Annotated in this window: 22 protein-coding genes; 12 read left to right on the top strand and 10 right to left on the bottom strand. The window is 62.7% G+C overall.

Annotated features, from left to right (window positions below; translation table 11 throughout):
- Positions 1–100 precede the first annotated feature (100 nt).
- Both CKW24_RS16850 and cobF read left to right on the top strand, forming a co-directional pair.
- Complete coding sequence (locus tag CKW24_RS16850) at positions 101–688, top strand: histidine phosphatase family protein (protein WP_095169300.1); 588 nt, start codon at positions 101–103, stop codon at positions 686–688.
- Positions 685–1,443: a precorrin-6A synthase (deacetylating) gene (gene cobF, locus CKW24_RS16845; RefSeq protein WP_095169299.1), complete on the top strand. Its 759-nt coding sequence runs from the start codon at positions 685–687 to the stop codon at positions 1,441–1,443. The genes CKW24_RS16850 and cobF overlap by 4 nt, the downstream gene beginning before the upstream one ends.
- 22 nt (positions 1,444–1,465) lie before the next feature.
- Here the strand turns inward: cobF and CKW24_RS16840 are convergent, their stop codons facing one another.
- Both CKW24_RS16840 and xthA read right to left on the bottom strand, forming a co-directional pair.
- Positions 1,466–2,803 (bottom strand): substrate-binding domain-containing protein, encoded by a 1,338-nt coding sequence (locus tag CKW24_RS16840; RefSeq protein ID WP_095169298.1) that lies wholly within the window; start codon positions 2,801–2,803, stop codon positions 1,466–1,468.
- Positions 2,804–2,882: 79 nt separating this feature from the next.
- Positions 2,883–3,695 (bottom strand): exodeoxyribonuclease III, encoded by an 813-nt coding sequence (xthA, locus tag CKW24_RS16835; protein WP_095169297.1) that lies wholly within the window; start codon positions 3,693–3,695, stop codon positions 2,883–2,885.
- A 174-nt stretch (positions 3,696–3,869) separates the two neighbouring features.
- Between xthA and CKW24_RS16830 the strand changes: the two genes are divergently transcribed.
- The 7 genes from CKW24_RS16830 (at position 3,870) to CKW24_RS16800 (ending at position 15,541) form a co-directional block, all read left to right on the top strand.
- Entirely contained in the window at positions 3,870–4,520 is a 651-nt protein-coding gene (locus tag CKW24_RS16830; protein WP_095169296.1) for an N-acetyltransferase, read from the top strand.
- A 65-nt stretch (positions 4,521–4,585) separates the two neighbouring features.
- Positions 4,586–6,313 (top strand): autotransporter assembly complex family protein, encoded by a 1,728-nt coding sequence (locus CKW24_RS16825; protein ID WP_095169295.1) that lies wholly within the window; start codon positions 4,586–4,588, stop codon positions 6,311–6,313.
- Complete coding sequence (locus CKW24_RS16820; RefSeq protein WP_095169294.1) at positions 6,310–9,981, top strand: translocation/assembly module TamB domain-containing protein; 3,672 nt, start codon at positions 6,310–6,312, stop codon at positions 9,979–9,981. The genes CKW24_RS16825 and CKW24_RS16820 overlap by 4 nt, the downstream gene beginning before the upstream one ends.
- Before the next feature lie 800 nt (positions 9,982–10,781).
- On the top strand, positions 10,782–11,255 hold the full coding sequence (locus CKW24_RS16815) for a MarR family winged helix-turn-helix transcriptional regulator (protein WP_095169293.1): 474 nt from the start codon (positions 10,782–10,784) through the stop codon (positions 11,253–11,255).
- Positions 11,252–12,727 carry an efflux transporter outer membrane subunit gene (locus CKW24_RS16810; protein WP_095169292.1) on the top strand — a complete coding sequence of 492 codons (1,476 nt, stop codon included), beginning with the start codon at positions 11,252–11,254 and terminating at the stop codon, positions 12,725–12,727. The genes CKW24_RS16815 and CKW24_RS16810 overlap by 4 nt, the downstream gene beginning before the upstream one ends.
- 15 nt (positions 12,728–12,742) lie before the next feature.
- Positions 12,743–13,945 carry an HlyD family efflux transporter periplasmic adaptor subunit gene (locus CKW24_RS16805; RefSeq protein WP_095169291.1) on the top strand — a complete coding sequence of 401 codons (1,203 nt, stop codon included), beginning with the start codon at positions 12,743–12,745 and terminating at the stop codon, positions 13,943–13,945.
- 66 nt (positions 13,946–14,011) lie between these two features.
- The gene (locus CKW24_RS16800; RefSeq protein WP_095169290.1) at positions 14,012–15,541 is read left to right on the top strand and encodes a DHA2 family efflux MFS transporter permease subunit; all 1,530 of its coding nucleotides are present in this window, start codon (positions 14,012–14,014) and stop codon (positions 15,539–15,541) included.
- A gap of 146 nt (positions 15,542–15,687) precedes the next feature.
- Here CKW24_RS16800 and CKW24_RS16795 read toward each other — a convergent pair whose 3' ends face one another.
- Positions 15,688–16,116: an N-acetyltransferase gene (locus tag CKW24_RS16795; RefSeq protein WP_095169289.1), complete on the bottom strand. Its 429-nt coding sequence runs from the start codon at positions 16,114–16,116 to the stop codon at positions 15,688–15,690.
- A gap of 345 nt (positions 16,117–16,461) precedes the next feature.
- On the opposite strand from CKW24_RS16795, the gene CKW24_RS16790 reads away from it, so the two are divergent.
- Positions 16,462–16,650, top strand: a complete 189-nt coding sequence (locus CKW24_RS16790) for an SPOR domain-containing protein (RefSeq protein ID WP_095169288.1) — start codon at positions 16,462–16,464, stop codon at positions 16,648–16,650.
- A gap of 98 nt (positions 16,651–16,748) precedes the next feature.
- On the opposite strand, the gene CKW24_RS16785 is transcribed toward CKW24_RS16790, so the two are convergent.
- Together CKW24_RS16785 and CKW24_RS16780 are read right to left on the bottom strand one after the other, a co-directional pair.
- Positions 16,749–16,931 (bottom strand): hypothetical protein, encoded by a 183-nt coding sequence (locus tag CKW24_RS16785; RefSeq protein ID WP_095169287.1) that lies wholly within the window; start codon positions 16,929–16,931, stop codon positions 16,749–16,751.
- A 96-nt stretch (positions 16,932–17,027) separates the two neighbouring features.
- Positions 17,028–17,744, bottom strand: coding sequence for an SOS response-associated peptidase family protein (locus CKW24_RS16780; protein ID WP_095169286.1), 717 nt, complete (start codon positions 17,742–17,744; stop codon positions 17,028–17,030).
- Positions 17,745–17,889: 145 nt separating this feature from the next.
- Here CKW24_RS16780 and CKW24_RS16775 point away from each other — a divergent pair, with 145 nt between their 5' ends.
- Entirely contained in the window at positions 17,890–18,339 is a 450-nt protein-coding gene (locus tag CKW24_RS16775) for a GNAT family N-acetyltransferase (protein WP_095169285.1), read from the top strand.
- An 11-nt stretch (positions 18,340–18,350) separates the two neighbouring features.
- On the opposite strand, the gene CKW24_RS16770 is transcribed toward CKW24_RS16775, so the two are convergent.
- Both CKW24_RS16770 and CKW24_RS16765 read right to left on the bottom strand, forming a co-directional pair.
- Complete coding sequence (locus CKW24_RS16770; protein ID WP_095169284.1) at positions 18,351–19,028, bottom strand: SOS response-associated peptidase family protein; 678 nt, start codon at positions 19,026–19,028, stop codon at positions 18,351–18,353.
- A gap of 223 nt (positions 19,029–19,251) precedes the next feature.
- The gene (locus tag CKW24_RS16765; protein WP_095169283.1) at positions 19,252–20,484 is read right to left on the bottom strand and encodes an acyl-CoA dehydrogenase family protein; all 1,233 of its coding nucleotides are present in this window, start codon (positions 20,482–20,484) and stop codon (positions 19,252–19,254) included.
- Positions 20,485–20,877: 393 nt separating this feature from the next.
- Here CKW24_RS16765 and sfnG point away from each other — a divergent pair, with 393 nt between their 5' ends.
- Positions 20,878–21,978: a dimethylsulfone monooxygenase SfnG gene (gene sfnG, locus CKW24_RS16760; RefSeq protein WP_095169282.1), complete on the top strand. Its 1,101-nt coding sequence runs from the start codon at positions 20,878–20,880 to the stop codon at positions 21,976–21,978.
- Positions 21,979–22,028: 50 nt separating this feature from the next.
- Here sfnG and CKW24_RS16755 read toward each other — a convergent pair whose 3' ends face one another.
- The 3 genes from CKW24_RS16755 to msuE are packed head-to-tail and all read right to left on the bottom strand — an operon-like array spanning position 22,029 to position 24,902.
- Positions 22,029–23,132 (bottom strand): sigma-54-dependent Fis family transcriptional regulator, encoded by a 1,104-nt coding sequence (locus CKW24_RS16755; RefSeq protein WP_095169281.1) that lies wholly within the window; start codon positions 23,130–23,132, stop codon positions 22,029–22,031.
- Between the two features lie 8 nt (positions 23,133–23,140).
- A complete protein-coding gene (locus tag CKW24_RS16750) occupies positions 23,141–24,367 on the bottom strand; it encodes an acyl-CoA dehydrogenase family protein (RefSeq protein ID WP_371917596.1) in 1,227 nt (408 codons plus the stop codon).
- Complete coding sequence (gene msuE, locus CKW24_RS16745; RefSeq protein WP_095169279.1) at positions 24,339–24,902, bottom strand: FMN reductase; 564 nt, start codon at positions 24,900–24,902, stop codon at positions 24,339–24,341. Before msuE ends, CKW24_RS16750 begins: the two co-directional genes overlap by 29 nt.
- Between the last annotated feature and the right edge of the window lie 135 nt (positions 24,903–25,037).

The raw sequence follows: 25,037 nt of genomic DNA, 5'->3' as shown, positions 1-25,037 counted from the left end.
CGTCGACCGCGGGCCATACTAGTTGATCATCCCCAGGTGACGCAGCATTATGCTAGCCGTTCGGCGAGTTTTTCCTGTCACAGCCTGCGAGTGAACCTGCGTGTCGGTAACCCGTTTGACCTTGATTTGCCACGCCCGCACCGTCGCCCAGAAGCGGGCGCGATTGCCCCTGGACGAGCCATTGGAAATGGACTGGCAGGCGGCCCGCGGCAGTCGCGCTGGCGCCTTCAAGCGGCCCCCGCTATTACTCGTCGGTGGCGAAACGCGCGTGCGGCAGACCGCTGCGTTGTTCGGCAATGACCTGCGCCATGTGCCGGCGTTGGATGACTGTGATTTCGGTCGTTGGCGCGGCTTGTCCATCGACCACCTGCAACAACACGAGCCACTGGCGCTGCAGGCCTGGCTCGACGATCCGCATTCGGCACCCCATGGCGGTGAGTCAGTCGTGCAACTGATCCAGCGGGTTGGGTGCTGGCTCGACAGCCTGGGCAGTCACCCCGGGCATTACCTGGCCGTGACTCACCCGTGGGTGATTCGTGCAGCCATGATTCATGTGCTGCAGTGCTCGCCCAGCGCCTTCCAGATGATTGATGTCGAACCCTTGTCCGCCACCGAACTGCGCTTCAACGGCCGCTGGCGCCTGCGCCTGATGGACAGTGGCGCGCCCGTCGAGGAACCCCTGGCATGAAGCAGCTCCTGGTGATCGGCATTGGTGCCGGCGACCCTGACTACATCACGATGCAAGCGGTCAAGGCATTGAACCGGGTCGATGTGTTTTTCCTGATGGACAAGGGCCCGAGCAAGGACAGCTTGATCGACCTGCGGCGGGAAATCTGTGCCCGCTATATCAGTCAGCCGGGTTACCGTTTCGTCGAGGCCCACAGTCCACAACGCAGGCCTGATGCTCTCGACTACAGCGCCAGTGTGCAGGCGCTCAATCGCGACAAGCAGCAGACCTTCGAGCGGCTGATCAACGAGCAAATGGCCGACGATGAATGCGCGGCATTTCTGGTGTGGGGGGATCCGGGTTTGTACGACAGCACCCTGCGTATCCTTCAGGCTATTCTCGACGCTGGTCGCTGCACCTTTGACTACGAGGTGATCCCTGGTATCAGCAGCGTCCAGGCCCTGGCGGCGCGGCACAAAGTGGCGTTGAACCGCATCGGCGGCGCCGTCGAGATCACCACCGGGCGACGCCTGGCAGCGGGGCAGGTGAGTGCGGCCGACAGTCTGGTGGTGATGCTGGACGCGCAAGATGCCTACCAGCAGGTGGCGGATCAGGAGCAGCAAATCTACTGGGGCGCCTACCTGGGCACCGCGGATGAAATCCTCATCGCCGGTAAACTCAAGGACGTCGCCGACCAGATCGAGCAGGTCAGGCAGGCGGCGCGAGAAGCCAACGGCTGGATCATGGACACCTACCTGATCCGCCAGCCCGACTAGCTGCCGTACACCGGCCAACGCGTCAGTAGACCCAGACCTCGACCCGGCGATTCTTGATCCGGCCTTCGTCGTCACTGTTGGCGGCCACCGGCATCTGCGCACCAAAACCGCGAATGTCACGCAGCACCACGCCGTTTTTCACCAGTTCACGGCGCACCGCCATGGCCCGCAGTTTCGAGAGCAGGGCGGCGCGTTCCGGATCGGTCTTGGCGTCACCGAATCCCACCAGGCTTACCTGTCTGTCGAGCTTGCCGTGCTGCTTGAGGTAGTCGAGTACCCGGGACAGGTCCTGGCGTGCCTTGTTGTCGAGGCTGGCGCTGCCTTCCTCGAAACGAAAGTTGACCGTCAGCCGTTGCGCCTTGGCAGCCAGCGCCTGATAACCCTCGGGCATCTGCCGGCTGGCCGTGACATCCATGGCGTGCACGGTCTGCGCGACAAACCCGTTGGCAGCCACCAGCGCCTGGCCCTGGCGGCTTTGGGTAAAACCTATCAGTGCGGTGGCCCAGGGATTGTGCGCGGTCGGCGGCACATAGAAGTACAGCCGCCGCGACAGTGGATAGTCCTCGGTGGCGATCAGGCTGGTGAGTGGCAGCATGGGCTGCGAGGCACCGTCGACGATCGCCACCGCCTTGGCCTGGCGCACGTAGGGCAGGCCGATGAAACCAATGCCCTGGCGGTCCTGACTGACGGCGTCGGACAACTGTTCACTGGATTCGAAGCGGCTTGCCGAGCGGGCAAGGGTTTTACCGCGGCCACTGAGTACCAGGTCCTTGAAGGTATCGTAGGTGCCCGACTGATCATCGCGCGCGTAGAGATGAATCGGTCCGCCGACGCCGCCGAGTTCTTCCCAGGTGCGAACCTCACCGCTGAAAATCCGCGCCAGTTGCTCGGTGTTCAACTGGTTCAACGGGTTGTGCGGGTGCAGGATAATGGCCAGGCCGTCGATGGCGATCACTTGTTCGGCCGTAGGGCTTTTCAAGTCGCCAAGGCCTTCCAGTGCCACCAGTTCGCTGTCCTTGATTGGGCGCGAAGAGGCCGCCAGATCGGCGCTGGTGCTGTGCAGGGCGAGGAAACCGGTGCTGGAGCCGTGGGCGGCGATCTCGATAATCACCCGTTGCCCTTGGGCCGTCTGGCCCACCAGCCGCTGTTCGTTGGGGTTGTCACGGGGTTCGCTGTGCACCTTGAGCAAACCTTGTTCTTCCATCAACCCCTTGGCCAGTGCCGGCCCCAGCGCCGCCCCAATGGTGTTGGAACCCTGGATACGCAACACCACGCCGTTACCGGGCAGCGGCAATGCGGTGGCGAAGGCCGACGGGGACATCAGGCTGCATAACAGCAGCGGCAACAGGGCACGCAACATGGAGCCGGCACCTTTGGCGGGCAGGGGAGGTGCCGGGACATTAAGACATTCAGGTTACGCAGATGTGACAGGCAGCGGCTTAGCTCAGCTCCAGCCAGATCGGCGCATGGTCCGAAGGTTTTTCCATGCCGCGCAGGTCGTAGTCGACACCGGCGGCCTTGATTCGTGGCAGCAAGCCTTGGGACGCCATGATCAAGTCGATGCGCAGGCCACGCTTGGGCTCATCCTCGAAGCCGCGACTGCGGTAGTCGAACCAGCTGAAGCGGTCGGCAACGTCCGGGTTGAGGTGGCGGAAGCTGTCCACCAGGCCCCAGTTTTTCAGGCGGGCCATCCACTCGCGTTCCTCCGGCAGGAAGCTGCACTTGCCGGTCTTCAGCCAGCGCTTCATGTTGTCCGGGCCGATGCCGATGTCGCAGTCCTCTGGGGAGATGTTGACATCGCCCATCACCACCAGCGCCTGGTCGTTGCTGAACTGAGTTTCCAACAGGTTTTGCAGGTCACTGTAGAACCGCGCCTTGGCCGGGAACTTGGTGGGGTGGTCGCGGCTTTCACCCTGTGGGAAATAGCCGTTCATGATGGTCACCGGCGTCCCGTTGGCGTCGGCGAAGGTGCCCCAGATGAAGCGGCGCTGGGCGTCTTCTTCATCGCTGGCAAACCCCTTGTGGATCGCCAGTGGTTCCTGGCGCGAGAGCATGGCGACGCCGTAGTGACCTTTCTGCCCGTGGTAATACACGTGGTAGCCCAGCGCCTGGACTTCGGCGAGAGGGAACTGGTCGTCGTGGACCTTGGTTTCCTGCAGGCCGATGACGTCTGGCTGGTGCTTCTCGATCAGTGCCGCCAATTGATGGGGGCGGGCGCGCAGGCCGTTGATGTTGAACGAGACGATCTTCATGGTCGGCAGTCCTGGCAAAACTGCGATGCTAGCTGACATGTAGGATCGGAGCCAGCGTGGCAGTAGTTCCTATGCGCTGCTAATGTCTGTGGGCGTGGGAACGATCACAGCAGTGCCGGGCTCGTACTTACAAGAGCGGGGTCATTTGCGCCGCGCCAAGGGGAGATAAACCTCATGCCTGAAACATCGACCGCCATCGCGGACATCCATCGGCTCGACAGCGGCTACTCGCGTGAAGCGCGCTCATTGCTGTACCAGGCCTATCGCCACGAACCCACCTTCAAGTTTCTGTTTGAGGCCGAGCGCCCCGGCTATGAGCAGCGGGTACGGGCGACGGTGCGCGAACTGGTCAAGCAGCATTTTCTCCAGGATCTGCCCGCCATCGGCCTGCTGGTCAATGACCGCTTGATCGGCATCGCGCTGATCGCGCCGCCGCAGCGGCGCCTGGGCATTACCGAAAGCTGGGCCTGGCGCCTGCGCATGGTGCTCAGCACGGGTTTTCGCTGCACCCGGCGCTATCTGGACTATCACGCGGCCGTGGCTGCCTGCGTGCCATCGGACTCGGTGCACGTGCTGCCGTTGCTGGGGATTCATCCGCAATTCCAGGGCCAGCATTTCGGCGAGCAACTGTTGCAAGCGGTGCACAATTGGTGCGCGGTAGACGAGCATTCCCAGGGGGTGGTGCTCGACACCGGGAATCCGCGTTATCTGGAGTTCTATAAGCGTCAGGGGTATGAGGAGATTGGCGAGGTGGCGGTAGGGCCTGTACTTGAGCACGTGTTTTTCCACGCCAATCCGCAGGTGTTACATAGCGCAACAGCCTAAGGTCGAACTTTTGTTCAGAATGTTCGCTCTATCACGCTCCCAAGCTCGTGATAGCATCCGCGCCTATGAAGTTTCCAGGAAGATTTACCAGTGGCGTGCTCATGCTGATCAGCAGCGCAGCGGCCCTGGCGCAAAGTGAATTGGACGTCAGGATCAAACCGTCCAATGACGAGCTGAAGGCCAACATCGAAGGCTATATCGGCGATCTCGGCGAACGCGATGAAGAAGCCCTGTTGCGCTTCAGTCGCGGTGCCGAGGAGCAGGCGCGCAAGGCCGCCCAGGCCTTGGGTTACTACCAGCCGCAAATCGAAAGCGAAGTCAAAGACGGCAAGTCACCCCGACTGGTGTTGAATATCGACCCCGGCGAGCCGGTACGCCTGCGCTACGTGACTATCCAGATCCTGGGGCCGGCCGCGACCCTCAAGTCCTTTCGTGTGCCCCAGAGCGACGTGCTCAAGCCCGGCGCCGTGCTCAATCACGGCCACTATGAAGACGCCAAGCGGCTGATCCAGAACCAGGCCTCGCGCTTCGGCTTTTTCAGTGGTCGCTTTACCAGCCAGAAGCTCTCCGTCGACCCTCGGGCCGGTGTTGCCGACATCGACCTGGTCTATGACAGCGGCCCGCGTTATGCGCTGGGCAAGGTCAGCTTTGCCGGCGATACGCCCTTCGACGAGGACCTGCTGCAACGCATGGTGCCGTTCAAAAGTGGCGCGCCTTATGATTCCGAGTTGATCGCCGAGCTTAACCAGGCCCTGCAATCGTCGGGCTATTTCGAGTCCGTGCGGGTGGATGCCGCGCCGACCACTGCCGCCAACGATGTAATTCCCGTGGCCGTCACCCTCGACACCCGTAAACCCCGGACCATGGGCCTGGGCCTGGGTTATTCGACGGACGTCGGGCCGCGAGCCAAGGCCAACTGGACACGCCACTGGGTCAATCCCGAAGGCCACAGCTATGGCTGGGAGGCCGAGCTCTCGGCGCCACGGCAGAACGTCGGCCTGTGGTACGACGTGCCGTTGGACCCGCCGTTGACCGACAAGTTGCGGTTTGCCGGGGGCTATCAAAATGAAGAACTGGCCAACACCGACAGCTTGAGCAAACTGCTGACCCTGGGGCCGGAATGGCACAGCAAGCTGCCCAGCGGCTGGCAACGGGTGATCTCGTTGAAATGGCAGCACGAGGAGTATCGCCTGGGCGATGACTCGGGGATCAGTAACCTGTTGATGCCGGGCGTGAGTTACTCCTACCTGCGCAGTGACAACCGGATCGATCCGCACAACGGTTATCGCCTGCAATTTGACAGCAAGGTGGCCAAGGAAGGGCTGGGCTCGGACAACAACCTGTTATACGGCACCGCCCTGGCCAAGGGCCTGACCACGGTGCTGGACAACCACCGATTCCTCGCGCGTGCACAGATCGGGGGTTCGGCCACCAATGGCTACAAATCGATTCCGCCATCGCTGCGCTTCTTTGCCGGTGGCGACCAGAGCGTGCGCGGTTATGACTACCAGAGCCTGTCGCCGGAAAACTCCGACGGCGACCGCGTAGGCGGACGCTACATGGTCTCCGGCAGCCTGGAATACCAATACTCGGTTGCCGAAAAATGGCGAGTCGCAACCTTCGTCGACCAAGGCAACTCGTTCAACGACTTCGAACTGCCGAACCTCAAGACTGGGGTCGGCATGGGTGTGCGCTGGGTTTCGCCAGTCGGCCCGATCCGTCTCGACCTGGCCCATGCGCTGGATGACCCCGGCGGTATTCGTCTGCACTTTTCCATGGGGCCTGAGCTGTGAAGCGTGGTTTGAAAATAGCGTTGCTGGCATTGCTGTCACTGGTGGTCTTGGTGCTGCTGGCGGTGGTGAGCCTGTTGGGAACCCAGGCCGGCAGCCGCTGGGCACTGAGTCAGGTGCCGGGTTTGACCGTGGAGAATTTCCAGGGCCGCCTGGCCGGCCAGTGGAGTGCCGATCATGTGCTGTGGCAGCAGGGCCAGGACCGAGTTGAGCTGATCAAGCCACTGCTGGCCTGGTCGCCGTTGTGCCTGACGCGCATGACCCTGTGCATCGAGCAATTGCACGCCGAGCAGGTGGTCCTGCAGTTTGCGCCGAGTACCGAGCCGAGCAGCGGGCCGATCAGCTTGCCGGAGTTGAAACTGCCGCTGGCGATCGAGCTGGGCGAGGTGCGAATCGGCAGCCTGCTGCTGGACGGCAGCGAGCAACTCAAGGACCTGCAACTGGTAGCGTACTGGACGGCGCAAGGGTTGCAGATCGACGCGTTGCGTCTGCAGCGCGATGACCTGCACCTGGAACTGACCGGGCTGCTGCAACCGACCGGCAACTGGCCGCTGAGTGCCAGCGGCAATTTGACTATGCCGATGCCCGGCAACACGCCCTTGGCTCTGACGCTGAAGGTCAATGGCAACCTGCTGCAAACCCTCAACCTCGAGGCCGACAGCAGCGGTTACCTGCAGGGCCGTCTGACCGGCGAGCTGCAGCCGCTGGCCGACAACCTGCCGGCCAAGGTGCGCATTACCGCCGATGGTTTCAAGGCCAGTGCCGACCTGCCGGACACCCTGCAACTCAATCAGCTTGAGCTCAGCGGTAGCGGTGACCTGAAGAACGGCTATCAACTACTGGGCAAGGCCAGCTTGCCGGCCGAGGACGGACCGGTGGCCCTGCTGCTGCAAGGCAAGGTCGACGCCAAGGGTGCACAGATCTCCGGGCTGGATCTCAACGCCAACGATCAGCAAAGCCTCAAGCTGACCGGCCAGGTCGATTGGTCCGAGGGCCTGGTCGCCGAGGCGAAGATCGACTGGCTGGATTTCCCCTGGCACCGTTTGTATCCGCTGATCGACGAGCCTGAGGTGGCGCTGCGCAGCTTCAACGGTGAGGTGGCGTACCGCGACGGTAACTACCTGGGCAACTTCAAGGCGGCGCTGGACGGTCCGGCCGGGGCCTTCAGCCTGAGCAGCCCGTTCAGTGGCGACCTGACGCAAATCTTCCTGCCGCAACTGCAATTGGTCGCAGGGCAGGGCAAGGCCGCCGGGCATTTGAACCTGAAGTTTGCCGACGGCATCGCCTGGGACACCGCGCTTGACCTGTCGGCGCTCAACCCGGCGTACTGGCTGGCGGAGCTGCCGGGCACCCTGGCCGGGCCTTTGCGCAGCAAGGGCGAGATGCGCAATGAACAACTGAGCCTGAATGCCGACCTTGACCTCAAGGGCAAGCTGCGTGGCCAGCCGGCGGTGTTGCAAGCCAAGGCCGACGGCGCGGGCGAGCGCTGGAACCTCAGTGCCTTGCAGATCCGCCTGGGCGAGAACCGCATCGATGGCAGCGCCAGCCTGCAGCAAACACTCAGCGGCCAACTCGATATCAAGGCCCCGCGTTTGGGCCAGCTGTGGCCGCAGTTACGCGGTCAGCTCAATGGCCGGCTCGACGTCGCAGGCACATTGCAGGCGCCCCAGGGCAAGCTCGCCCTGCAGGGTGTGCAGTTGGCCCTGGACGACAATCGCCTGAAAAGCCTCAACCTCGACGCCACTCTCGACAGCGCACAGCGGGCGCAGATCGACCTCAAGGGCAGCGGCATAACGGTCGGCGACAACTCACTGGGCACCCTGACGGCCACTGGCACGGGCACCCTCAAGCAGCAGAAGCTGCAACTGGACCTGCAAGGCCCATTGCTGAAACTGGCACTGGGCCTGGACGGCAACCTGGACCAAGGCAACTGGCGTGGACGCCTGGCCAGCGGCGACATTCAGGCCGGCGGCCAGGACTGGCAACTGCAGGGTCCGGCGAAAATCGAACGCCTGGCCGATGGCAAGCTGACCTTCGGCGCCCACTGCTGGACGTCTGGCCCCGCCAGTTTGTGTGGCGAGGATCAGCGCCTGATGCCCGAGCCGAAACTGCGTTATCACCTCAAGCAATTCCCCATCGACAGCCTGGCGCAATGGCTGCCCAAGGATTTCGCCTGGCAGGGCAAGCTCAACGCCGACGTGCAACTGGACCTGCCGGCCAGCGGGCCGAAAGGCCAGGTGCTGGTGGACGCGAGCGGCGGCACCTTGCGCATGAAGGAAAAGGACCAGTGGCTGGATTTCCCTTACCAGACACTGAAACTCACCAGCACCCTCAACCCCAAGCGTATCGACACCCAACTGAATTTTGTCGGCGGCAAACTGGGTGAGCTGATGGTGCAGGCGCAGATCAACCCGCTGCCTAAAAACAAACCCCTGAGCGGCTCGTTCCGCCTCAGTGGGCTGGACCTCTCGGTGGCGCGGCCGTTTGTGCCAATGGTCGAGAAACTGGCCGGCCGCCTGAACGGCAGCGGTACCTTGTCCGGCGGGCTATTGGCGCCCAAGGTCAACGGTAACCTGACCTTGAGCGAGGGTGAGATTTCCGGGCCACAACTGCCGACGCGGTTCGAGGCCCTGCAGTTGCAGGCGCAGATTGCCGGCGAAAGCGTGCAACTCAATGGCGGCTGGAAAAGCGGCAAGAGCGGGCAGGGCAGCCTCACGGGACAGGTGGACTGGGGGCAGGCCCTGGTGGTCGACCTCAGCCTGCGGGGCAGCCAACTGCCGGTGAGCGTCGAACCCTACGCGGCCCTGGAAGTGGCGCCGGACCTGAAGATCTCGATCAAGGACGACAAGCTGGCGATCACCGGCAAGGTGCTGGTGCCCAAGGGCGAGATCACAGTGCGCGAGTTGCCGCCATCGACGGTCAAGGTCTCCGATGACACGGTGATCGTCGGGCACCAGACGGAAGAGGGCAAGGCACCTATGGCCATGGCCATGGATGTCGAAGTGATAGTCGGCGAAGACCGGCTCAGCTTTGCCGGTTTTGGCCTGACCGCCAACCTCAAGGGGCACGTGCATATCGGCGACAACCTCGACACCCGGGGCGAATTGTGGCTCAACGACGGGCGTTACCGCGCCTACGGCCAGCGCCTGACTGTACGCCGTGCACGGCTGCTGTTCGCCGGGCCCATTGACCAGCCGTACCTGGACATCGAAGCGATTCGCCAGACCGACGACATCATTGCCGGTATCCGCCTGAGCGGCAGCGCCGAGCAGCCGACTACGCAGATTTTCTCGGAGCCGGCGATGAGCCAGGAGCAAGCATTGTCCTACCTGGTGCTCGGCCGTCCGCTGAGCACCAACGGTGAAGACAACAACATGCTTGCGCAAGCGGCGCTGGGCCTGGGGTTGATGGGCAGCTCGGACCTCACCGGGAGCTTGGCGAAGAACCTCGGCATCGACGATTTCCAGCTCGACACCGAGGGCAGCGGCACCGCCACCAGTGTGGTCGCCAGTGGTGACATTACCGAGAAGCTCAGCCTGCGTTATGGCGTTGGTGTGTTTGAGCCGGCCAACACCATTGCCTTGCGCTACAAGCTGAGCAAAAAGGTCTATCTGGAAGCCGCCAGCGGGATCGCCAGTTCGTTGGACATCTTCTATAAGCGGGATTTCTGAGGGCTCGGCTTTGTTGAGCTGAAAGGAGCTGCTATCCGTTTGGTCTTGGTCTTGGTCTTGGTCTTGGTCTTGGTCTTGTGGGTATATCCGTTGCTGCGGTAATGGCGGCTTAAGGTTTCGCCCTTACGGCGAGGCACTTTTGTCAAACGACACAAAAGTACCCAAAAAGTCTTGCCCCAGCGTTCGGCCCCTCGCTAAGGCTCGGGGTACCTTCGCTACGGTATCCATCCGGGGGCATCGCCTCCGGTTTGCTTCGCTGCACCTCCTCTCGATGCATGCGGCTCCGCCGCACGGCGCTACGCGCCTCCCCCCCGGATGGACACCTTCGCTCAGCCTGCCGAAGGGGCGGGTGGATCAAGATCAAAAGCAAGAGCACGGCGACCTGACAGTCGGCCTGAGTGGTAAGAGCGGACGAGGCGGCCTACCGGCCGGCCTGCTTTTTCTGGTGTGCGAATCTCTACTGTAGGAGCGAGCTTGCTCGCGATGATCTCTGCCACACAGCAGATCTCTGGTATGCCCCCAATCCCCGCCGCCCTCCAACGCACCGATTTCCCTTATTTAAACCTTCACTCATCCTGCCGACGGTGCAGGTGGGTCAAGCGTCAAAGTCGGCCTGGCTTTTTCTGGTGTCGTATTCCCTGTGGGAGAGCCGGGCGGCGCTTCGCTTGTTCGCGATAGCGGTCCGGCGACTGCCTATTTTATAAATTGCAAAGCTTGCTAACGATTTCCTTTGACATTCACTGCCTAGGCAGTAATATCTCGACACATATTCACTGCCTAGGCAGCCAATAGGTCGTCAGATGAAACATTTTTCCCCGGAAAACTTTCGCAATTGCCACCTCGGTCTCCTGCTGGGGCGCGCCGCCTTGCTCAAGGATCGGATCATCGACACCCACATGGAACCCCACGGCATTACTGCCGCGCAGTTCAAGGTGTTGATCATCATGGCCCAGTACGGCGTCGACACCCCGGCCGAGCTGTGCCGCCATCTGTCCCTGGATAGCGGTTCGATGACTCGCATGCTCGACCGTCTGGAGCACAAAGGCCTGCTGGTCCGCCAACGCTGTGCAGATGACCGGCGCCTGGTGCGCCTGGGCCTGACCGAGGAAGGCCAGGTGCTGGCCGACAAGTTGCCGGGCATTGGCGTCAACGCGATGAACCAGTTGGCCGGCGCCCTCGACTCCGAGGAGTTGCAGACCCTGGAAGCCATCCTCAAGAAAATTTTGCTGGCCGCCGGTGATCCCATCACCGTGCTGCGGGTAGGTGACCAATGAGCGATAAAACCCTGGGTTCCCGACTGGCCCTGGTGCTGATGGCCATGAGCCTGGCCGGGTGTGCCAACTACAGCGGCCTGACCACCGAAGGTGTGAGCCTTGATGCAAAAGCCCTGCAGGCCGGGCAATCCCTCAACGGTGTGACGCTGTCGGCGGCGGCATGGCCGAAAAACGACTGGTGGCAGAGCCTGGGCGATCCGCAACTGGACGGGTTGATCCGCGAAGCCCTGCGTGACAGCCCGGACATGCAGATCGCCAGCGCCCGGGCCCATCAGGCCAGTGCCGCTGCCGGTGCGGCGAATGCTGCGCGCATGCCGACCCTGGATGCCAGCGCCGGTATCCGCCGCGAGCGGTTGGCCCAGTATCAGGACCCGACCTTGCAGGGTGACTCCTACGACACCATGCGCAGCCTCGGCGCGACCTTCAATTACACCTTCGATCTGTGGGGCGGCCAGCGTGATGCCTGGGAAGCTGCGTTGGGCCAGGCCCGGGCCGCCGAGATCGATCGCCAGGCGGCTCAGTTGACCCTGGCCGCTGACGTTGCTCGCGCCTACAGCGACCTGGGCCAGGCCCATATCGTCCACGACCTGGCCACTGAAGACCTCAAGCGCACCCGGCAATTGCTGACCCTGAGCCAGCGGCGCCTCAGCGCCGGCATCGACAGCCAGTATCAGTACCAGCAGAACCAAAGCCTGGAGGCGAGCTCCGAGGCTTCTCTGATCGATGCCGAGAAAAACCTGCAGAGCGCCAAAATCGCCCTCGCAGTGTTGCTCGGCAAAGGCCCGGATCGGGGTAACGAAATCACCCGGCCGCACATTCTGCAAGCCAGCGCCGTGGCCTTGCCCTCGGTGTTGCCCGCCGAACTGCTGGGCCGCCGCCCGGACCTGGTCGCGGCGCGCTGGCGAGTCGAGGCGGCGAGCAAGAGTATTGATGCCGGCAAGACCACTTTCTACCCCAACCTCAACCTGAGCGCCGCGGCCGGGGTCGAGTCGTTGCTGGGCAACGCGATGTTTGGTTCGACCAGCCGCTTCTTCAACGTCGCCCCGACGATTTCCCTGCCGATTTTCGACGGTGGTCGCCTGCGCGCCGACCTCGATGCCAAGGATGCCGACTACGACCTGGCGGTGGCGCAGTACAACAAGAGCCTGGTCAAGGCGCTGGGGGAAGTCAGCGACAGCCTGTCCCAGTTGCGTGACGTCGGTCGGCAGATCGTCGCCCAGCAACACGCCACCGACATTGCCCAGGACTCCTACAACACCGTGCTGGAGCGCTATGGCTCCGGCGTCGGCAACTACCTGGACGTGCTCAGCATCGAGCAGCAACTGCTCGGCGCCGAGCGTCAGTTGGCGAACCTCAATGCCGAACAGATCGATCTGTCGATCCAACTGATGCAGGCCCTGGGCGGCGGCTTTCATGGCGACAGCCTGGCTGCGGCCCGCCCATCCCCGGCGCCTGCCACGCGCAATCAATAATTCAAGGTACTCGTCATGGCCAACGTGCAGAACACCCCGACTCCTGAAACCGCCCAAGACACGGGCAATCCCGGTAAACGCAAGTTCATGCTGCTGGTGCTGACACTGCTGGTGGTCCTGGGCTGCCTCGGCGTCTGGGGCTGGCATCACCTCTACGGGCGCTGGAACGAAAGCACCGATGACGCCTATGTGAACGGCAACGTGGTGGCAATTACCCCGCTGGTCACCGGCACCGTGGTCAGCATTGGCGCGGACGACGGCGACCTGGTCCAGGAAGGCCAGGTGCTCGTCAACTTCGACCCCAACGACGCCGAAGTCGGCCTGCAAAGTGCCCAGGCCAACCTGGCACGCACGGTGCGCCAGGTTCGTGGCCTGTACAGCAATGTCGATGGCATGAAAGCCCAGGTCAATGCGCAGAAGGCGGAAGTGCAGAAGGCCCAGGAAAACTACAGCCGACGCAAAAGTCTCGCCGCCGGCGGGGCGATTTCCCAGGAAGAACTGTCCCATGCCCGGGATGACCTGACCTCGGCGCAAAACGCCCTGGCCAATGCCCAGCAACAATTCCAGACCAGCAGCGCACTGGTGGACGACACCGTGGTGTCCTCCCATCCGGACGTGCAGGCGGCTGCTGCGCAATTGCGCCAGGCCTACCTGACGAAGGCCCGCAGCACCCTGATCGCCCCGGTCACCGGCTACGTGGCCAAGCGCACCGTGCAACTGGGGCAACGGGTGCAGCCGGGCACGGCCTTGATGGCGGTGATCCCCCTCGACCAGTTGTGGATCGACGCCAATTTCAAGGAAACCCAGCTGCGCGACATGCGCATCGGCCAAGCGGTGGACATCGAAGCCGACCTCTATGGCAGCGATGTGAAGTACAGCGGCACCATCGACAGCCTCGGTGCAGGCACCGGCAGTGCGTTTGCCTTGTTGCCGGCGCAGAACGCCACCGGTAACTGGATCAAGATCGTGCAGCGAGTGCCGGTACGCATCCACATCAACGCCGAGCAACTGGCCAAGCATCCGTTGCGCGTCGGCCTGTCGACCCTGGTCAAGGTCGACCTGCGCGACCAGAGCGGTCCGGTGCTGGCGCAGCAACCGCCGCAAAAGGCTTCGTTCAGTACTTCCATCTATGAGCGCCAGTTGGCCGACGCCGACGCGCTGATCAGTCGCCTGATCCACGACAACAGTTCAGTGGCGAGTAAAACTGCTCAACGCTGATTTCGCCAATCCGACCGCTGCGCCGCCTCCAGGGCGCAGCGCCTGCCTCGATTCAAAGGATTCGCGATGAGCAATAACGCGTCTTTCACCCCGCCCAGCCTGCTGCTCGCGACCATCGGCCTGTCGCTGGCGACCTTCATGCAGGTGCTCGACACCACCATCGCCAACGTGGCGTTGCCGACGATTTCCGGCAACTTGGGCGTGAGCTCGGAGCAGGGCACCTGGGTGATTACCTCGTTTGCCGTGAGCAACGCGATTGCCTTGCCGCTGACCGGCTGGCTGAGCCGGCGCTTTGGCGAGGTCAAGTTGTTCCTGTGGGCGACCATCCTGTTCGTGCTGGCCTCGTTCCTGTGCGGTATTTCCACCTCGATGCCGGAGTTGATCGGCTTTCGTGTGCTGCAAGGGCTGGTGGCCGGTCCTCTGTACCCGATGACCCAGACCTTGCTGATCGCGGTCTATCCGCCGGCCAGGCGCGGCATGGCCCTGGCGTTGCTGGCGATGGTCACGGTGGTGGCGCCGATTGCCGGGCCGATCCTCGGGGGCTGGATCACCGACAGCTACAGCTGGCCATGGATCTTTTTCATCAACGTGCCCATCGGGATCTTCGCGGTGATGGTGGTCCGCCAGCAGCTCAAGGCCCGTCCTGTGGTCACCAGTCACCAGCCGATGGACTACGTGGGGTTGATCAGCCTGATCGTCGGCGTGGGTGCGTTGCAGATCATCCTCGACAAGGGCAATGACCTGGACTGGTTCGAGTCGAATTTCATCCTGATTGGCGCGGCCATTTCGGTGATTGCCCTGGCGGTGTTCGTGATCTGGGAAATGACTGACAAGCACCCGGTGGTCAATCTGCGGCTGTTTGCCCATCGCAACTTTCGCATTGGCACCATTGTGCTGGTCTTGGGCTACGCCGGGTTCTTCGGCATCAACCTGATCCTGCCGCAGTGGCTGCAGACCCAAATGGGCTATACCGCGACCTGGGCCGGCCTGGCGGTAGCACCGATCGGTATCCTGCCGGTGCTGATGTCGCCATTTGTCGGCAAGTACGCGCACAAGTTCGACCTGCGCCTGCTGGCCGGACTGGCGTTCCTGGCGATTGGCCTGAGCTGCTTCATGCGCGCCGGGTTCACCAATGAGGTGGACTTCCAGCACGTAGCGCTGGTGCAACTGTTCATGGGCATTGGCGTGGCGCTGTTCTTCATGCCGACCCTGAGTATCCTGATGTCGGACCTGCCACCCCAGCAGATCGCCGACGGCGCCGGGCTGGCGACCTTCCTGCGGACCCTGGGCGGCAGCTTCGCGGCCTCTCTGACCACCTGGATCTGGATCCGCCGGGCCGACCAGCATCACGCCTACCTGAGTGAACACCTGAGCACCTTCGACCCGGCCACCCGCGAGGCCCTCAATACCCTGGGGGGCGCCGGCACCCCGGCTTACGCCCAGCTCGACCAGGTCCTGACCAGCCAGGCCTACATGCTGTCCACCGTGGACTACTTCACGCTGCTGGGCTGGGGTTTTGTCGGTTTGATCCTGCTGGTATGGCTGGCCAAACCGCCGTTTTCGGCGAAGGCCGGACCCGAAGCGAGTGGGCATTGAACGGCTTACCGCTGTAGGAGCATGGCTTGCCCACGATGAGTATCGGTATCTACACAACGTCGCACCACAGTTGTGTAGATACCTATGCCGCGATAAGGCCGGCATAGCCAGCATTTATGGTACGTGACACACCGCGCTTGCGAGGCTCAGTCGATCAGGCGCTTCTGGAAGAAGTAGCGCTTGCTCCCCGGCGGATAGTCGACAATCTGTCCGACTTCGGTGAAGCCCAGTTTGCTGTAGAACCCAGGCGCCTGGAATTCGAAGGTGTCGAGGTACATGCCGATGCAGCCTTTGTCCCGGGCCAGTTGCTCGGCCATGTGCATCAGCCGGGCGCCTATGCCCTGGCCACGTAGCTGTTCCTGCACGGACAGCAGGTCGATGAACAGCCATTGGTAGAACATTTTCCCGTAGAGCCCACCGAGGATCGCTTCGCTGTGTTCATCGCGCACCAGCAAGGCAATTTCCTGATAGTGGCCGTCACCGGCATGGGCAATGTTGTGGGCGCGCAGTGGGTCGAGAATGGCCTGGCGTTCTGCGGGTTGCGGGTCTTGGGTTACTTCGATGCGCACGGGCATGGTCGACGTCCTTGTGTCGGGGAAGGGGGATGCAGGCGCAGCCTAGCGTGTGGAACGGGTTGTAGGAAAGTCGCCCAGGGCGTTTTACGTGCAAAAAAAGCCCGCATGGGGGGATGCGGGCTGAATGTTCCTTGGATGTGCGTGCTGACTATAAGGGGCCAGCTGGGCGGGCAGGGTGAAGAATTTTTCATCTGCCCGACCGTTCGTCCGCCGGCCAGCACCTTGGCGGGCTGGTCCTCTCAAAGCGGTATGGCTCGTGCGTCGACCGTTCACCCGTTGGTGTCCACGACGAGAAGCGGCGGGTGTAAGTTGAGTGCGGGCTTATCGACTTCAATGGAGGTGGCTATGAGTATGCCCATGCTAAATAAAATGCACATGAACGGTTATGAACTGGTGAGCGTCAACAGCGGCCCCTGGCGGGTCTGCACGCAGCGCGACCGGATCGGCACTTTTGCCACCCGGGAAGAGGCGCTGGCATTTGCCGCCTCGTTGCCGGGCTACAAACCCCGCACGGCACCGACTGGCAACCGCTAGACACGCGCTGGCTCGCGATGGACCTCAAGCAACCCGCGGGCGTGTTCAATCCCCGCGGCGTGCTGCAGTCCATCGCGAACCGGCCAGTTGAAGCTACATCATGATTTGCGCCGGTCAGGGCCGGTCGGGTTGCCGGTGTCGAGCAGTCGGCGCTCTATCAGCACGTTCTGCAGGGCCTGACGGTCGGTGGGAGCCAGTTGATGCTGGCGTTCCTTGAGCTCCAGCAGAATCGGGTTGGACCAGGTGCGATAGGTCCGCTCGGCCTGTTGAATCGGGTTCATCTTCGTCTCCCAGACAAGATGGTGCACGAGAAGGGCTGCAGGGCATACCGCGCACAGGCTAGTCGAGAATCCCGTCACTCGCCAGGCGCGGGCGGGTCAGCCATTGCCCTTTTCATCGCCGCCCCTGAGGACTTTGCCGATGGGCGTGATCAACCCCGGTTGGTGGTTGCGCACGTTGCCCACGGCACTGTCGACCTTGAACCATTCAAAGGCCTCGGCAGGCTCCGCTTCGTGCAGCACCATCTGCTCGGCACGTTCCTTGGGCATCCCCAGGTTGAGCCATTCCCGGGCCAGTTCCGGTGACAGCACCAGCGGGCGCCGGTCATGCAGGTCGACCAGGCCGCCCACGCTGTCCGCGGTGATGATCACAAAGCCGTCATCGGCTCGCGGCTCGCGCCCACCCGCCGGGTATTGGCCAATGGCAGCGCAAAGGATCGGCGCCCGGTCGCGGCGCCGGATCAGGTACGGCTGTTTGTTCGGACCGCCTTCGTAGACCCACTCGAACCAGTTGTCGATGGGGGTGATGGCGCGATGCGGCCAGATCGCCCGGAAGAACGCGCCGTGGGCCACTTTTTCTACCCGGGCGTTGATTGGCAAGGCGTGGTCGGTGGACCAATGGGGTCGCCATCCCCAACGCACGCGATCGGCGTGCAGGGTTTCTCCCTCGAGATGAATCAGGGCGACCTGGGTGGTCGGCGCGACGTTGTACTGCGCCAGTGCATCGTCGCCCAGGGTGTTGACCAGGGCGTTGGGCATGCCGAGGGCTGCGACAAAGTCGTGAATGCCGCGGTACTGTGAAAGTCTTCCGCACATTGGAAAGCCCTCCGCTGGAGCTTTGAGCTTAGTCCAAGGGCGAGCGCAGGGTTTTGGCCTGGGTTACAGATCTCCAACAATCAATCTGTTTATCCCGCCCCCGGCGCCTTTCTACAATGGCGCACGATCTTCAGGAGATGGGCAGATGAGTGTGCGCACGCGAATGGCCACGGTGGAGGATGTCGAAAGCCTGTTCGAGATTCGCACTTCAGTGGCGCAGAACCACTTGAGCCGGGAGCAGATGGACGCGCTGGGTATAACCGCGCAAGTGTTGAATTCGGCGATCAAGGAGGGGCCTTGTGTGTGGATCGCAGAGGTCGATGAACGGCCGGTGGCGTTTTCCATGATTGACCGGGACGAAGGCGAGGTGTTTGCCATGTTTGTCCGCCCGGCCTATGAAAATAGAGGCCTGGGGCGCCTGTTGATGGCCGCCGCCGAAGCCGAACTGTTCCGGGCCCATGAGCGCATTTTCCTGGTGACCGATGGCCGTCAGGAAATCCGCGCCAATGGCTTTTATCAGCGCCTGGGCTGGACGGTGGTGGCCAGGGTGGATGCCCGGGATGTGCGTTATGAAAAACGCCGGCCACTGGCCTGACACCGGCGGGCTCATGCGGAGCGGCGCAAATGACTGGCGGTGTTGTCCAGGGCCAGGTTGACCTGAAGCCACTCAAAATCTGCACAGGGCAGGCAATGGTGCCTGGCGATTTCTTCGGCGCGCTGGGGCGAGAGCATCGGGTCAAGCCATTCGTTGGCATGGTCCGCTGCCAGCACCAGTGGCCTGCGGTGGTGAATGCGGGTTATGCGCGTGTCACCAGCGGTGGTCAGGATCACAAAGCCGCCCCCCTGGTGCGGTGCATCTCCACGATGGATGTGGGCCAGTGCGGCAAAGAACATCGGCTGACGACTTCGCAGGCGCATGAAATACAGGTGCGGGGTATGCGGCGCTTGCGCATCATCCACCCACTCGTACCAGCCATCGCTGGGCACTACGGCCCGGCCATTGGGCCAGAGCAACCTGAAATCGGTCTGCGTCGAAACGGTTTCCACCGGCATCTGCACTGAATCAGGTTGCTTGCCGCGTGCCCCAAAAGGCGCCCAACCCCAACGCACGGCATCAATATGAAGCCCGTCCTCGCAACCGTGCAGGACCTGCGCGCACTTGGCTGGCGCGACGTTGAATGGCCGCAGCGACTGGTTCTGGTAGCCGGTAGGCACCGCGCCTTTGGGGTTTAACGCTGCGATGAAGGCCGCCATGCCCTCGTGCTGAACAAAATGACCACACATAGTTCACCTGCCCGTCGGATGCTAGCTGCCCGAAGTAGACCCGCTGTTTTCCCGATCTTGACCGGGTAGTGGGTCATAACGATTACAGTCACTGCAAATCCAGGGCCAATCTTCACCAGTGGGGTAAGTTAGGTGCAACGCACCTCTGTAGGAGCGCGGCTTGCCCGCGATGGCAGACGAAGGTTCGCCATCGCGGGCAAGCCTTGCTCCTACAAGCCCCGTCTTATTTAGACCCCGCACCGATCTGCCAGACGTACGGCGGTTCGGTGCCGTTGATTTCCCAGTCGCCGATGATCCGTTCCTTGTAGATCAGCGGGTTGTGCGAGGCGGCGGTGCGCGCGTTGCGCCAGTGTCGATCGAAGGCCTTGGTGGTGCTGGTGGCCGAGGCGCTGAGGGCGTTGAACAGGTCGCTGGTGGCGCGCAGCACCAGGTCGGCGATGACCACCTGGGCCTGGGCCGACTCCAGTTCGGCGGCGATGTTGGCGGCGCGTTCAGCGACCGGGTCCTGGGCGAAGCGGCTTTCATACGCCAACTGCAAGGCCGTCGCCGCGCGCAGGGTGGTGGCGTGGGCGGCGTAGACCTGCGCCGAAGCCTTGCCCAGCACTTGCTGCACCTGGACATCCTGGCTGACGTGGCTGGCGTTGCCGGTGCTGAAGACGCGTTTGCGGGTGCGCACTTCTTCGCTGATGTCGAGCACGGCGGCGCGCCCGGCACCGGTCTGGACCGCCAGCAGCACCAGTTGATAAAAGGCCGTCTGGTATTTGAAGCGGGTGGCGAAGTCCAACAGATTCTCGGGCTCCACCACTGCGTTGACGAACACTGAGGTGCCGCTGCCGGTGGTGCGCTGGCCAAAACCGTCCCAATCGTCGCTCTGGCTGATGCCCGGCTGTTGCACACGCACGGCGGCGATCACGTCGGCACCGTTGTCATCGCGCTGGGCGTAGAGGTCGATCCAGTCGGCAAAGATGCTGCCGGTGCTGTAGTACTTGGTGCCGCTGACCACCCACTGCTCACCCAGGCGCGAGACGCGGGTGCCGACCTCGCCGATCTTCACGCTGCCGACTTCGGTCCAGGCGTTGCCGACCAGCTCACCCTGGACAAAACGTTCGAACCAGAGGTCCTGCGGCGTGTCGGCCTGGGCGTTGAGGCGGTCCTCGACAAACGCGAAGTGCCCGCGCAACGCCTGGGGCAGGTTGGAGTCGGCGGCGGCCAGCTCGATCAGCAGTTCGAACAATTGCGGCAGGGTCGCCCCCGCGCCACCGTACTGCACGGGTACGCGCACGGCACCAAAGCCGGCTTCCTTGAGCCACTGCACAGGCTCAAAGGGCAGGCTGCGACTGTGCTCGCGCTGCAGGGCGCCGGCAGCGATGCGCGCGAAGATCGGCCGGAAGCGCTCGGCCAGGGCCTGGTAGTCGGCGCCACTGGCAAGGGGCAGGTGCTGCTGCTGGATGGTCATGGGGCAGTTCCTTAATCGAAGGCAAGAGAAGCAACAACGCAGTGCAGCTGTTGCGTCCTGCTGCCAGTGCACAGGTCGTGCCTGGCGTGGCAAACCCCGCGATAACAGGGTATTCGGCGAGATTCCCGCTGCTCACGGCTGTCGCCTGGCGGGCAACTTGCTGAAGTGCTGACCGCCCGGCAACAACGACCAGGGCGCATCGCGGCGCAGGGCTTCGCACGCCAGTGTTGTGCGCGCAACAGTTGATCAACAGCCTGTGCGCTGGGCGACACTTGGCTTTCGCAGAAAATACACATAACTATTTGATTAATAATGGTTAATTCAAGTGGCACGGTTGCTGCTCTAGTCCTGTTGCAGGTGCCGCGGTGGCCTCTGCCAGCAGGAGTACATGCAATGAGCCAGGACAACATCAAGTTTGCCTACTGGGTGCCCAATGTCAGCGGCGGGCTGGTGGTCAGCAAGATCGAACAGCGCACCAGTTGGGATATCGACTACAACCGCAAGCTGGCGCAGATCGCCGAACGGGCCGGCTTCGAATACGCCTTGTCGCAGATCCGCTTCACCGCCGGTTATGGCGCAGAAAACCAGCACGAGTCGGTGACCATCAGTCACGCGCTGTTGGCCGCTACCGAAAAGCTCAAGGTCATCGCCGCGATCCTGCCGGGCCCCTGGAGTCCGGTGTTGGCGGCCAAACAGTTGGCGACCATCGACCAGTTCACCAATGGCCGGGTGGCGGTCAATATTGTCTCGGGCTGGTTCAAGGGCGAGTTCCGCGCGATCGGCGAGCCGTGGCTGGACCATGATGAGCGCTATCGTCGTTCCGAAGAGTTCATCCGGGCGCTGAAGGGCATCTGGACCGAGGACAACTTCAGTTTTCACGGTGATTTCTACCGCTTCCACAACTACACGCTCAAACCCAAGCCGTTGCAGCAACCGCACCCGGAAATTTTCCAGGGGGGCAGCTCGCGCGCGGCGCGGGACATGGCTTCGCGTGTCTCCGACTGGTACTTCACCAACGGCAACACGGTGGAAGGGATCAAGGCCCAGGTCGACGATATCCGCGCGAAGGCGGCGATCAATGGCCACTCGGTGAAAATCGGCGTGAATGCCTTTGTCATCGCCCGTGAAACCGAAGCGCAGGCGCGCGCGGTGTTGCAGGAAATCATCGCCAAGGCCGACCCGGAAGCGGTCAACGGTTTTGGTGGCGAGGCGAAAAATGCCGGTGCCTCCAGCCCCGAAGGCGAGGGTAACTGGGCCAAGTCGACCTTCGAAGACCTGGTGCAGTACAACGATGGCTTCAAGACCAATCTGATCGGTACGCCACAGCAGATTGCCGAGCGGATCGTCGCCCTCAAGGCCGTGGGCGTGGACCTGGTGCTCAGTGGTTTCCTGCACTTTCACGAAGAGGTGGAGTACTTCGGTCGCAAGGTGTTGCCGCTGGTGCGTGAGCTGGAGCGCGAGGCGCTCGCGACCCAGGCCGCGGTGCTGGCGTAAAGGGCACCAGAGTCGACATTGTTTTGCCTGAATGAGCGCAGTGGCCTGGCTCAGATCGACAGGTTGGCAACTTTCACCGCCTGGCCATCCTGGGTCGGGCGGCGCTTGTTGACCACCAATTCACCGACCTTGATCAGCATGGCTCGGGTGATGTTGCGACTCAGCCCCAGCAGGCTCGCGGTGTGCACCTGGTTGTAGTGGCTGAACTGATAGGCCGCGCGCAGCAACGCGTGCTCGACCCGTTCGTGAAGGGCGCCGCTTTCTTCCTCGAACAGGCGCTGGAAGGCTTGCTGCAACAAAGCGTCGGCGCTGTCGTCGGTGGCGCTGCTGCTGGCGTCCTGGCGCTCGATACGCAAGTTGGACAGGTGCAGGTCGTGGACGCGGATCAGGTGATTGCGGCAGATCAGCAGGGTGTGGTGAATGACGTTTTCCAGCTCGCGGATATTGCCCGGCCAGGAGTAGCCCACCAGCTTCTGCTCGGCCTCGCTGTCCAGCGCCACTTCGCCGTAGCCCAGGCGGCGGCTGTATTCGGCGATGAAGTGCCGGATCAGCGGCAGAATATCCCCGGGCCGCTCGCGCAGTGGACTCAGCTCCAGGCTGACCACGTTCAGCCGGTAGTACAGGTCCTCGCGAAAGTGTCCGGCGTTGATGGCTTTTTCCAGCTGCACGTTGGTTGCTGCCAGCACCCGCACATCGATCGGGATGCTTTTACGCGAACCCAGGCGCACCACTTCACGCTCCTGCAGCACCCGCAGCAACTTGACCTGGATCGGCATCGGCAAATCGCCGATCTCGTCGAGGAACAGGGTGCCGCCGTTGGCCTCCTCGAACCAGCCGGCCTTGGCGCTGAGGGCACCGGTGAAGGCGCCTTTTTCATGACCGAACAGTTCGGCTTCCACCAGGCTTTCGGAGAACGCGCCGCAGTTGACCGCGATAAACGGCTTGTTGCGCCGGGCGCTGAGGTTGTGCAGGTGACGGGCCACCAGTTCCTTGCCGGTCCCGGTTTCGCCGATGATCAACACGCTGGCATCACTGGGGGCGACTTGTTGCAGGTGCGCCAGCAGTGCCTGTGATTTGGGGTCTTCGAACACTTGCGCGGTGGCGCGTATCGAGGTGGCCAGGGCAGGAGAGGGCGGCAGCGTGAGTAGTTGCATGGTCGGGCCTATGAGTAAAAGGTCGGAGTGGGCAGGGCCGTGTTGAGCGCCCAGTCACCCAGTTCGTGGAGCTTGTAGTCCACGGGGTCGTGCAGGGTCTGGGTGCGCAGGTTGCGCCAATGCCGGTCCAGGCGCAGCGCGGCGTGGGTGGCACGGGCGCCGGTGACTTCGAACAGGCGGCTAGCCAGGTCCAGGCCAGTGCGGGTGGCGGCGACCTTGGCCGTAGCGATGGCCAGCGCCAGTTGGCCACGCTCCTCGGCGTCGAGCCGTTGTTCTTTGCTCCAGGCCTGGTCGAGCAAGGCGTTGGCGCGCTCGGTGAGCAGGCGCACGCTCTGGAGCCCGACCCAGAACTCGCCGTAATGGCGCAGCACATAGGGGTCCTGGTTGGCCTGCTCGACGCTGGCCTTGAACCAGGGGCGGGTTTCCTTGAGGGTGTAGTTGCGCGCCTCTTCGAAGGCACCTTCGGCGATGCCGAGGAAGATATTGGTGAAGGTCAGTTGGGCAATCAGCGGGCGCAGGCAGGCAAAGGGTGTGCTCAGCGGCCCGGGATCGAGCAGCAGTTCGTTTTCTTCCACGCGCACCCGTTCAAAGGTGGCGCTGCCGCTGTCGGTCTGGCGTTGGCCGATGTTGTCCCAGTCACCATGCAAGGTGATACCGGTGCGATGACTGGGGATGGCGGCGATCAACAGCTTGCCGTGGGTGGACTCATGCAGCGCCGAGGCAATCAGCATTTCCGAATCGGCGGAGCCGGAGCAGAAACTCTTGCGCCCGGAGAACTCGCGGTAGCCGGCAAACTGTTTGGACAGGGTGCGGGTGTCCAGCGGGTTCAGGGCATTGCCCCAGAACCAGTTGTTGCGCGCGGTCTGCTCGAACCACGGCTGCCATTGTTCGGGCCGCGAAAACAGGCGCACCGTGGCCAGCATCAGGTGTTGGAAGCCGAATACATGGGCGATCGAACTGTCGACCCTGGCGAACTCGCGGACCACCTCCAGGGTGTCGCTCCAACTGGCGCCCAGGCCGCCGTACTGCGGGTCGATTTTCATCGCCAGCAGGCCGCTGCGGCGCAACGCATCGCGCTCGGCCTTCGGTGTGCCACCCACTTGGTCGCGTTCGGCGGCGGTGCGGGAAAACTCGGCCGCGAGGGTGCGGGCGATCTGCAGCGGGGTTTGCAGTCGAGATCGATTGATGGCGGTCACGAGCGGCTCCTCAGGCTGTCTTGCGCAGGTCGGCGGCATGGGCGCTGAACAGCGGCGCAGCCCGTTCCACGGCCAGGCGGATGCGGGTGTTCAGCGCTTCACTGGTGATCTGGTAGTCACTGAAATCAGCCTGCGAGGCATACACGCCCAAGGGCAGGGTCACGGACTGGAAGAAGCTAAACAGCGGGCGTAACTGGTGATCGATCACCAGCGCATGCCGATCGCTGCCACCCGTGGCCGCCAGCAATACCGGGGTGTCGATCAGTGCATCGTGGCCAATCAGGTCGAACAGGTGCTTGAACTGGCCCGGGTACGAACCACGGTAGACCGGCGCCGCCACCACCAGCAGGTCCGCCGATTCGATGGCTTGCAACTCGAACTCGACGGTTTCCGGCAGCTCCTGACGGGACAGGGCGCTGCCCAGCGGACGGACAATGTCGCCCAGTTCGATGATGCGGCTGTCGATGGGCAGGTAGCGGGCCAGCTCCGCAACAATCGCCTGGACCAGCACCAGGGTGCGCGAAGGGCGAAAGGTACCACCGGAAACGGCGACGACTTTAAGTGGGGTGCTCATGGGCTGTGTTCCTGTGCGAGTAGGGGATGTACAGCCGTCAGAGCAAGAGTCGTTCCATGGTTTTAATAATCATATAAATCAAACACTTATGGTGTTTTTACAGGGCGACTGCTGTTGCTTGGGCAGCGAACTGTT

Source organism: Pseudomonas sp. Irchel 3H3, from assembly GCF_900187635.1.
GTDB lineage: Bacteria > Pseudomonadota > Gammaproteobacteria > Pseudomonadales > Pseudomonadaceae > Aquipseudomonas.
Note: the sequence above shows the minus strand (reverse complement) of the source record. Positions and strands in the feature narration are given on the sequence as shown.

Coding starts and splice junctions, on each gene's coding strand:
- cobF (WP_095169299.1), top strand. CDS start 685: ATGAAGCAGCTCCTGGTGATCGGCATTGGTGCCGGCGACCCTGACTAC.
- CKW24_RS16840 (WP_095169298.1), bottom strand. CDS start 2,803: ATGTTGCGTGCCCTGTTGCCGCTGCTGTTATGCAGCCTGATGTCCCCG.
- xthA (WP_095169297.1), bottom strand. CDS start 3,695: ATGAAGATCGTCTCGTTCAACATCAACGGCCTGCGCGCCCGCCCCCAT.
- CKW24_RS16830 (WP_095169296.1), top strand. CDS start 3,870: ATGCCTGAAACATCGACCGCCATCGCGGACATCCATCGGCTCGACAGC.
- CKW24_RS16825 (WP_095169295.1), top strand. CDS start 4,586: ATGAAGTTTCCAGGAAGATTTACCAGTGGCGTGCTCATGCTGATCAGC.
- CKW24_RS16815 (WP_095169293.1), top strand. CDS start 10,782: ATGAAACATTTTTCCCCGGAAAACTTTCGCAATTGCCACCTCGGTCTC.
- CKW24_RS16810 (WP_095169292.1), top strand. CDS start 11,252: ATGAGCGATAAAACCCTGGGTTCCCGACTGGCCCTGGTGCTGATGGCC.
- CKW24_RS16805 (WP_095169291.1), top strand. CDS start 12,743: ATGGCCAACGTGCAGAACACCCCGACTCCTGAAACCGCCCAAGACACG.
- CKW24_RS16800 (WP_095169290.1), top strand. CDS start 14,012: ATGAGCAATAACGCGTCTTTCACCCCGCCCAGCCTGCTGCTCGCGACC.
- CKW24_RS16795 (WP_095169289.1), bottom strand. CDS start 16,116: ATGCCCGTGCGCATCGAAGTAACCCAAGACCCGCAACCCGCAGAACGC.
- CKW24_RS16790 (WP_095169288.1), top strand. CDS start 16,462: ATGAGTATGCCCATGCTAAATAAAATGCACATGAACGGTTATGAACTG.
- CKW24_RS16785 (WP_095169287.1), bottom strand. CDS start 16,931: ATGAACCCGATTCAACAGGCCGAGCGGACCTATCGCACCTGGTCCAAC.
- CKW24_RS16780 (WP_095169286.1), bottom strand. CDS start 17,744: ATGTGCGGAAGACTTTCACAGTACCGCGGCATTCACGACTTTGTCGCA.
- CKW24_RS16775 (WP_095169285.1), top strand. CDS start 17,890: ATGAGTGTGCGCACGCGAATGGCCACGGTGGAGGATGTCGAAAGCCTG.
- CKW24_RS16770 (WP_095169284.1), bottom strand. CDS start 19,028: ATGTGTGGTCATTTTGTTCAGCACGAGGGCATGGCGGCCTTCATCGCA.
- CKW24_RS16765 (WP_095169283.1), bottom strand. CDS start 20,484: ATGACCATCCAGCAGCAGCACCTGCCCCTTGCCAGTGGCGCCGACTAC.
- sfnG (WP_095169282.1), top strand. CDS start 20,878: ATGAGCCAGGACAACATCAAGTTTGCCTACTGGGTGCCCAATGTCAGC.
- CKW24_RS16755 (WP_095169281.1), bottom strand. CDS start 23,132: ATGCAACTACTCACGCTGCCGCCCTCTCCTGCCCTGGCCACCTCGATA.
- CKW24_RS16750 (WP_371917596.1), bottom strand. CDS start 24,367: ATGCCGCCGACCTGCGCAAGACAGCCTGAGGAGCCGCTCGTGACCGCC.
- msuE (WP_095169279.1), bottom strand. CDS start 24,902: ATGAGCACCCCACTTAAAGTCGTCGCCGTTTCCGGTGGTACCTTTCGC.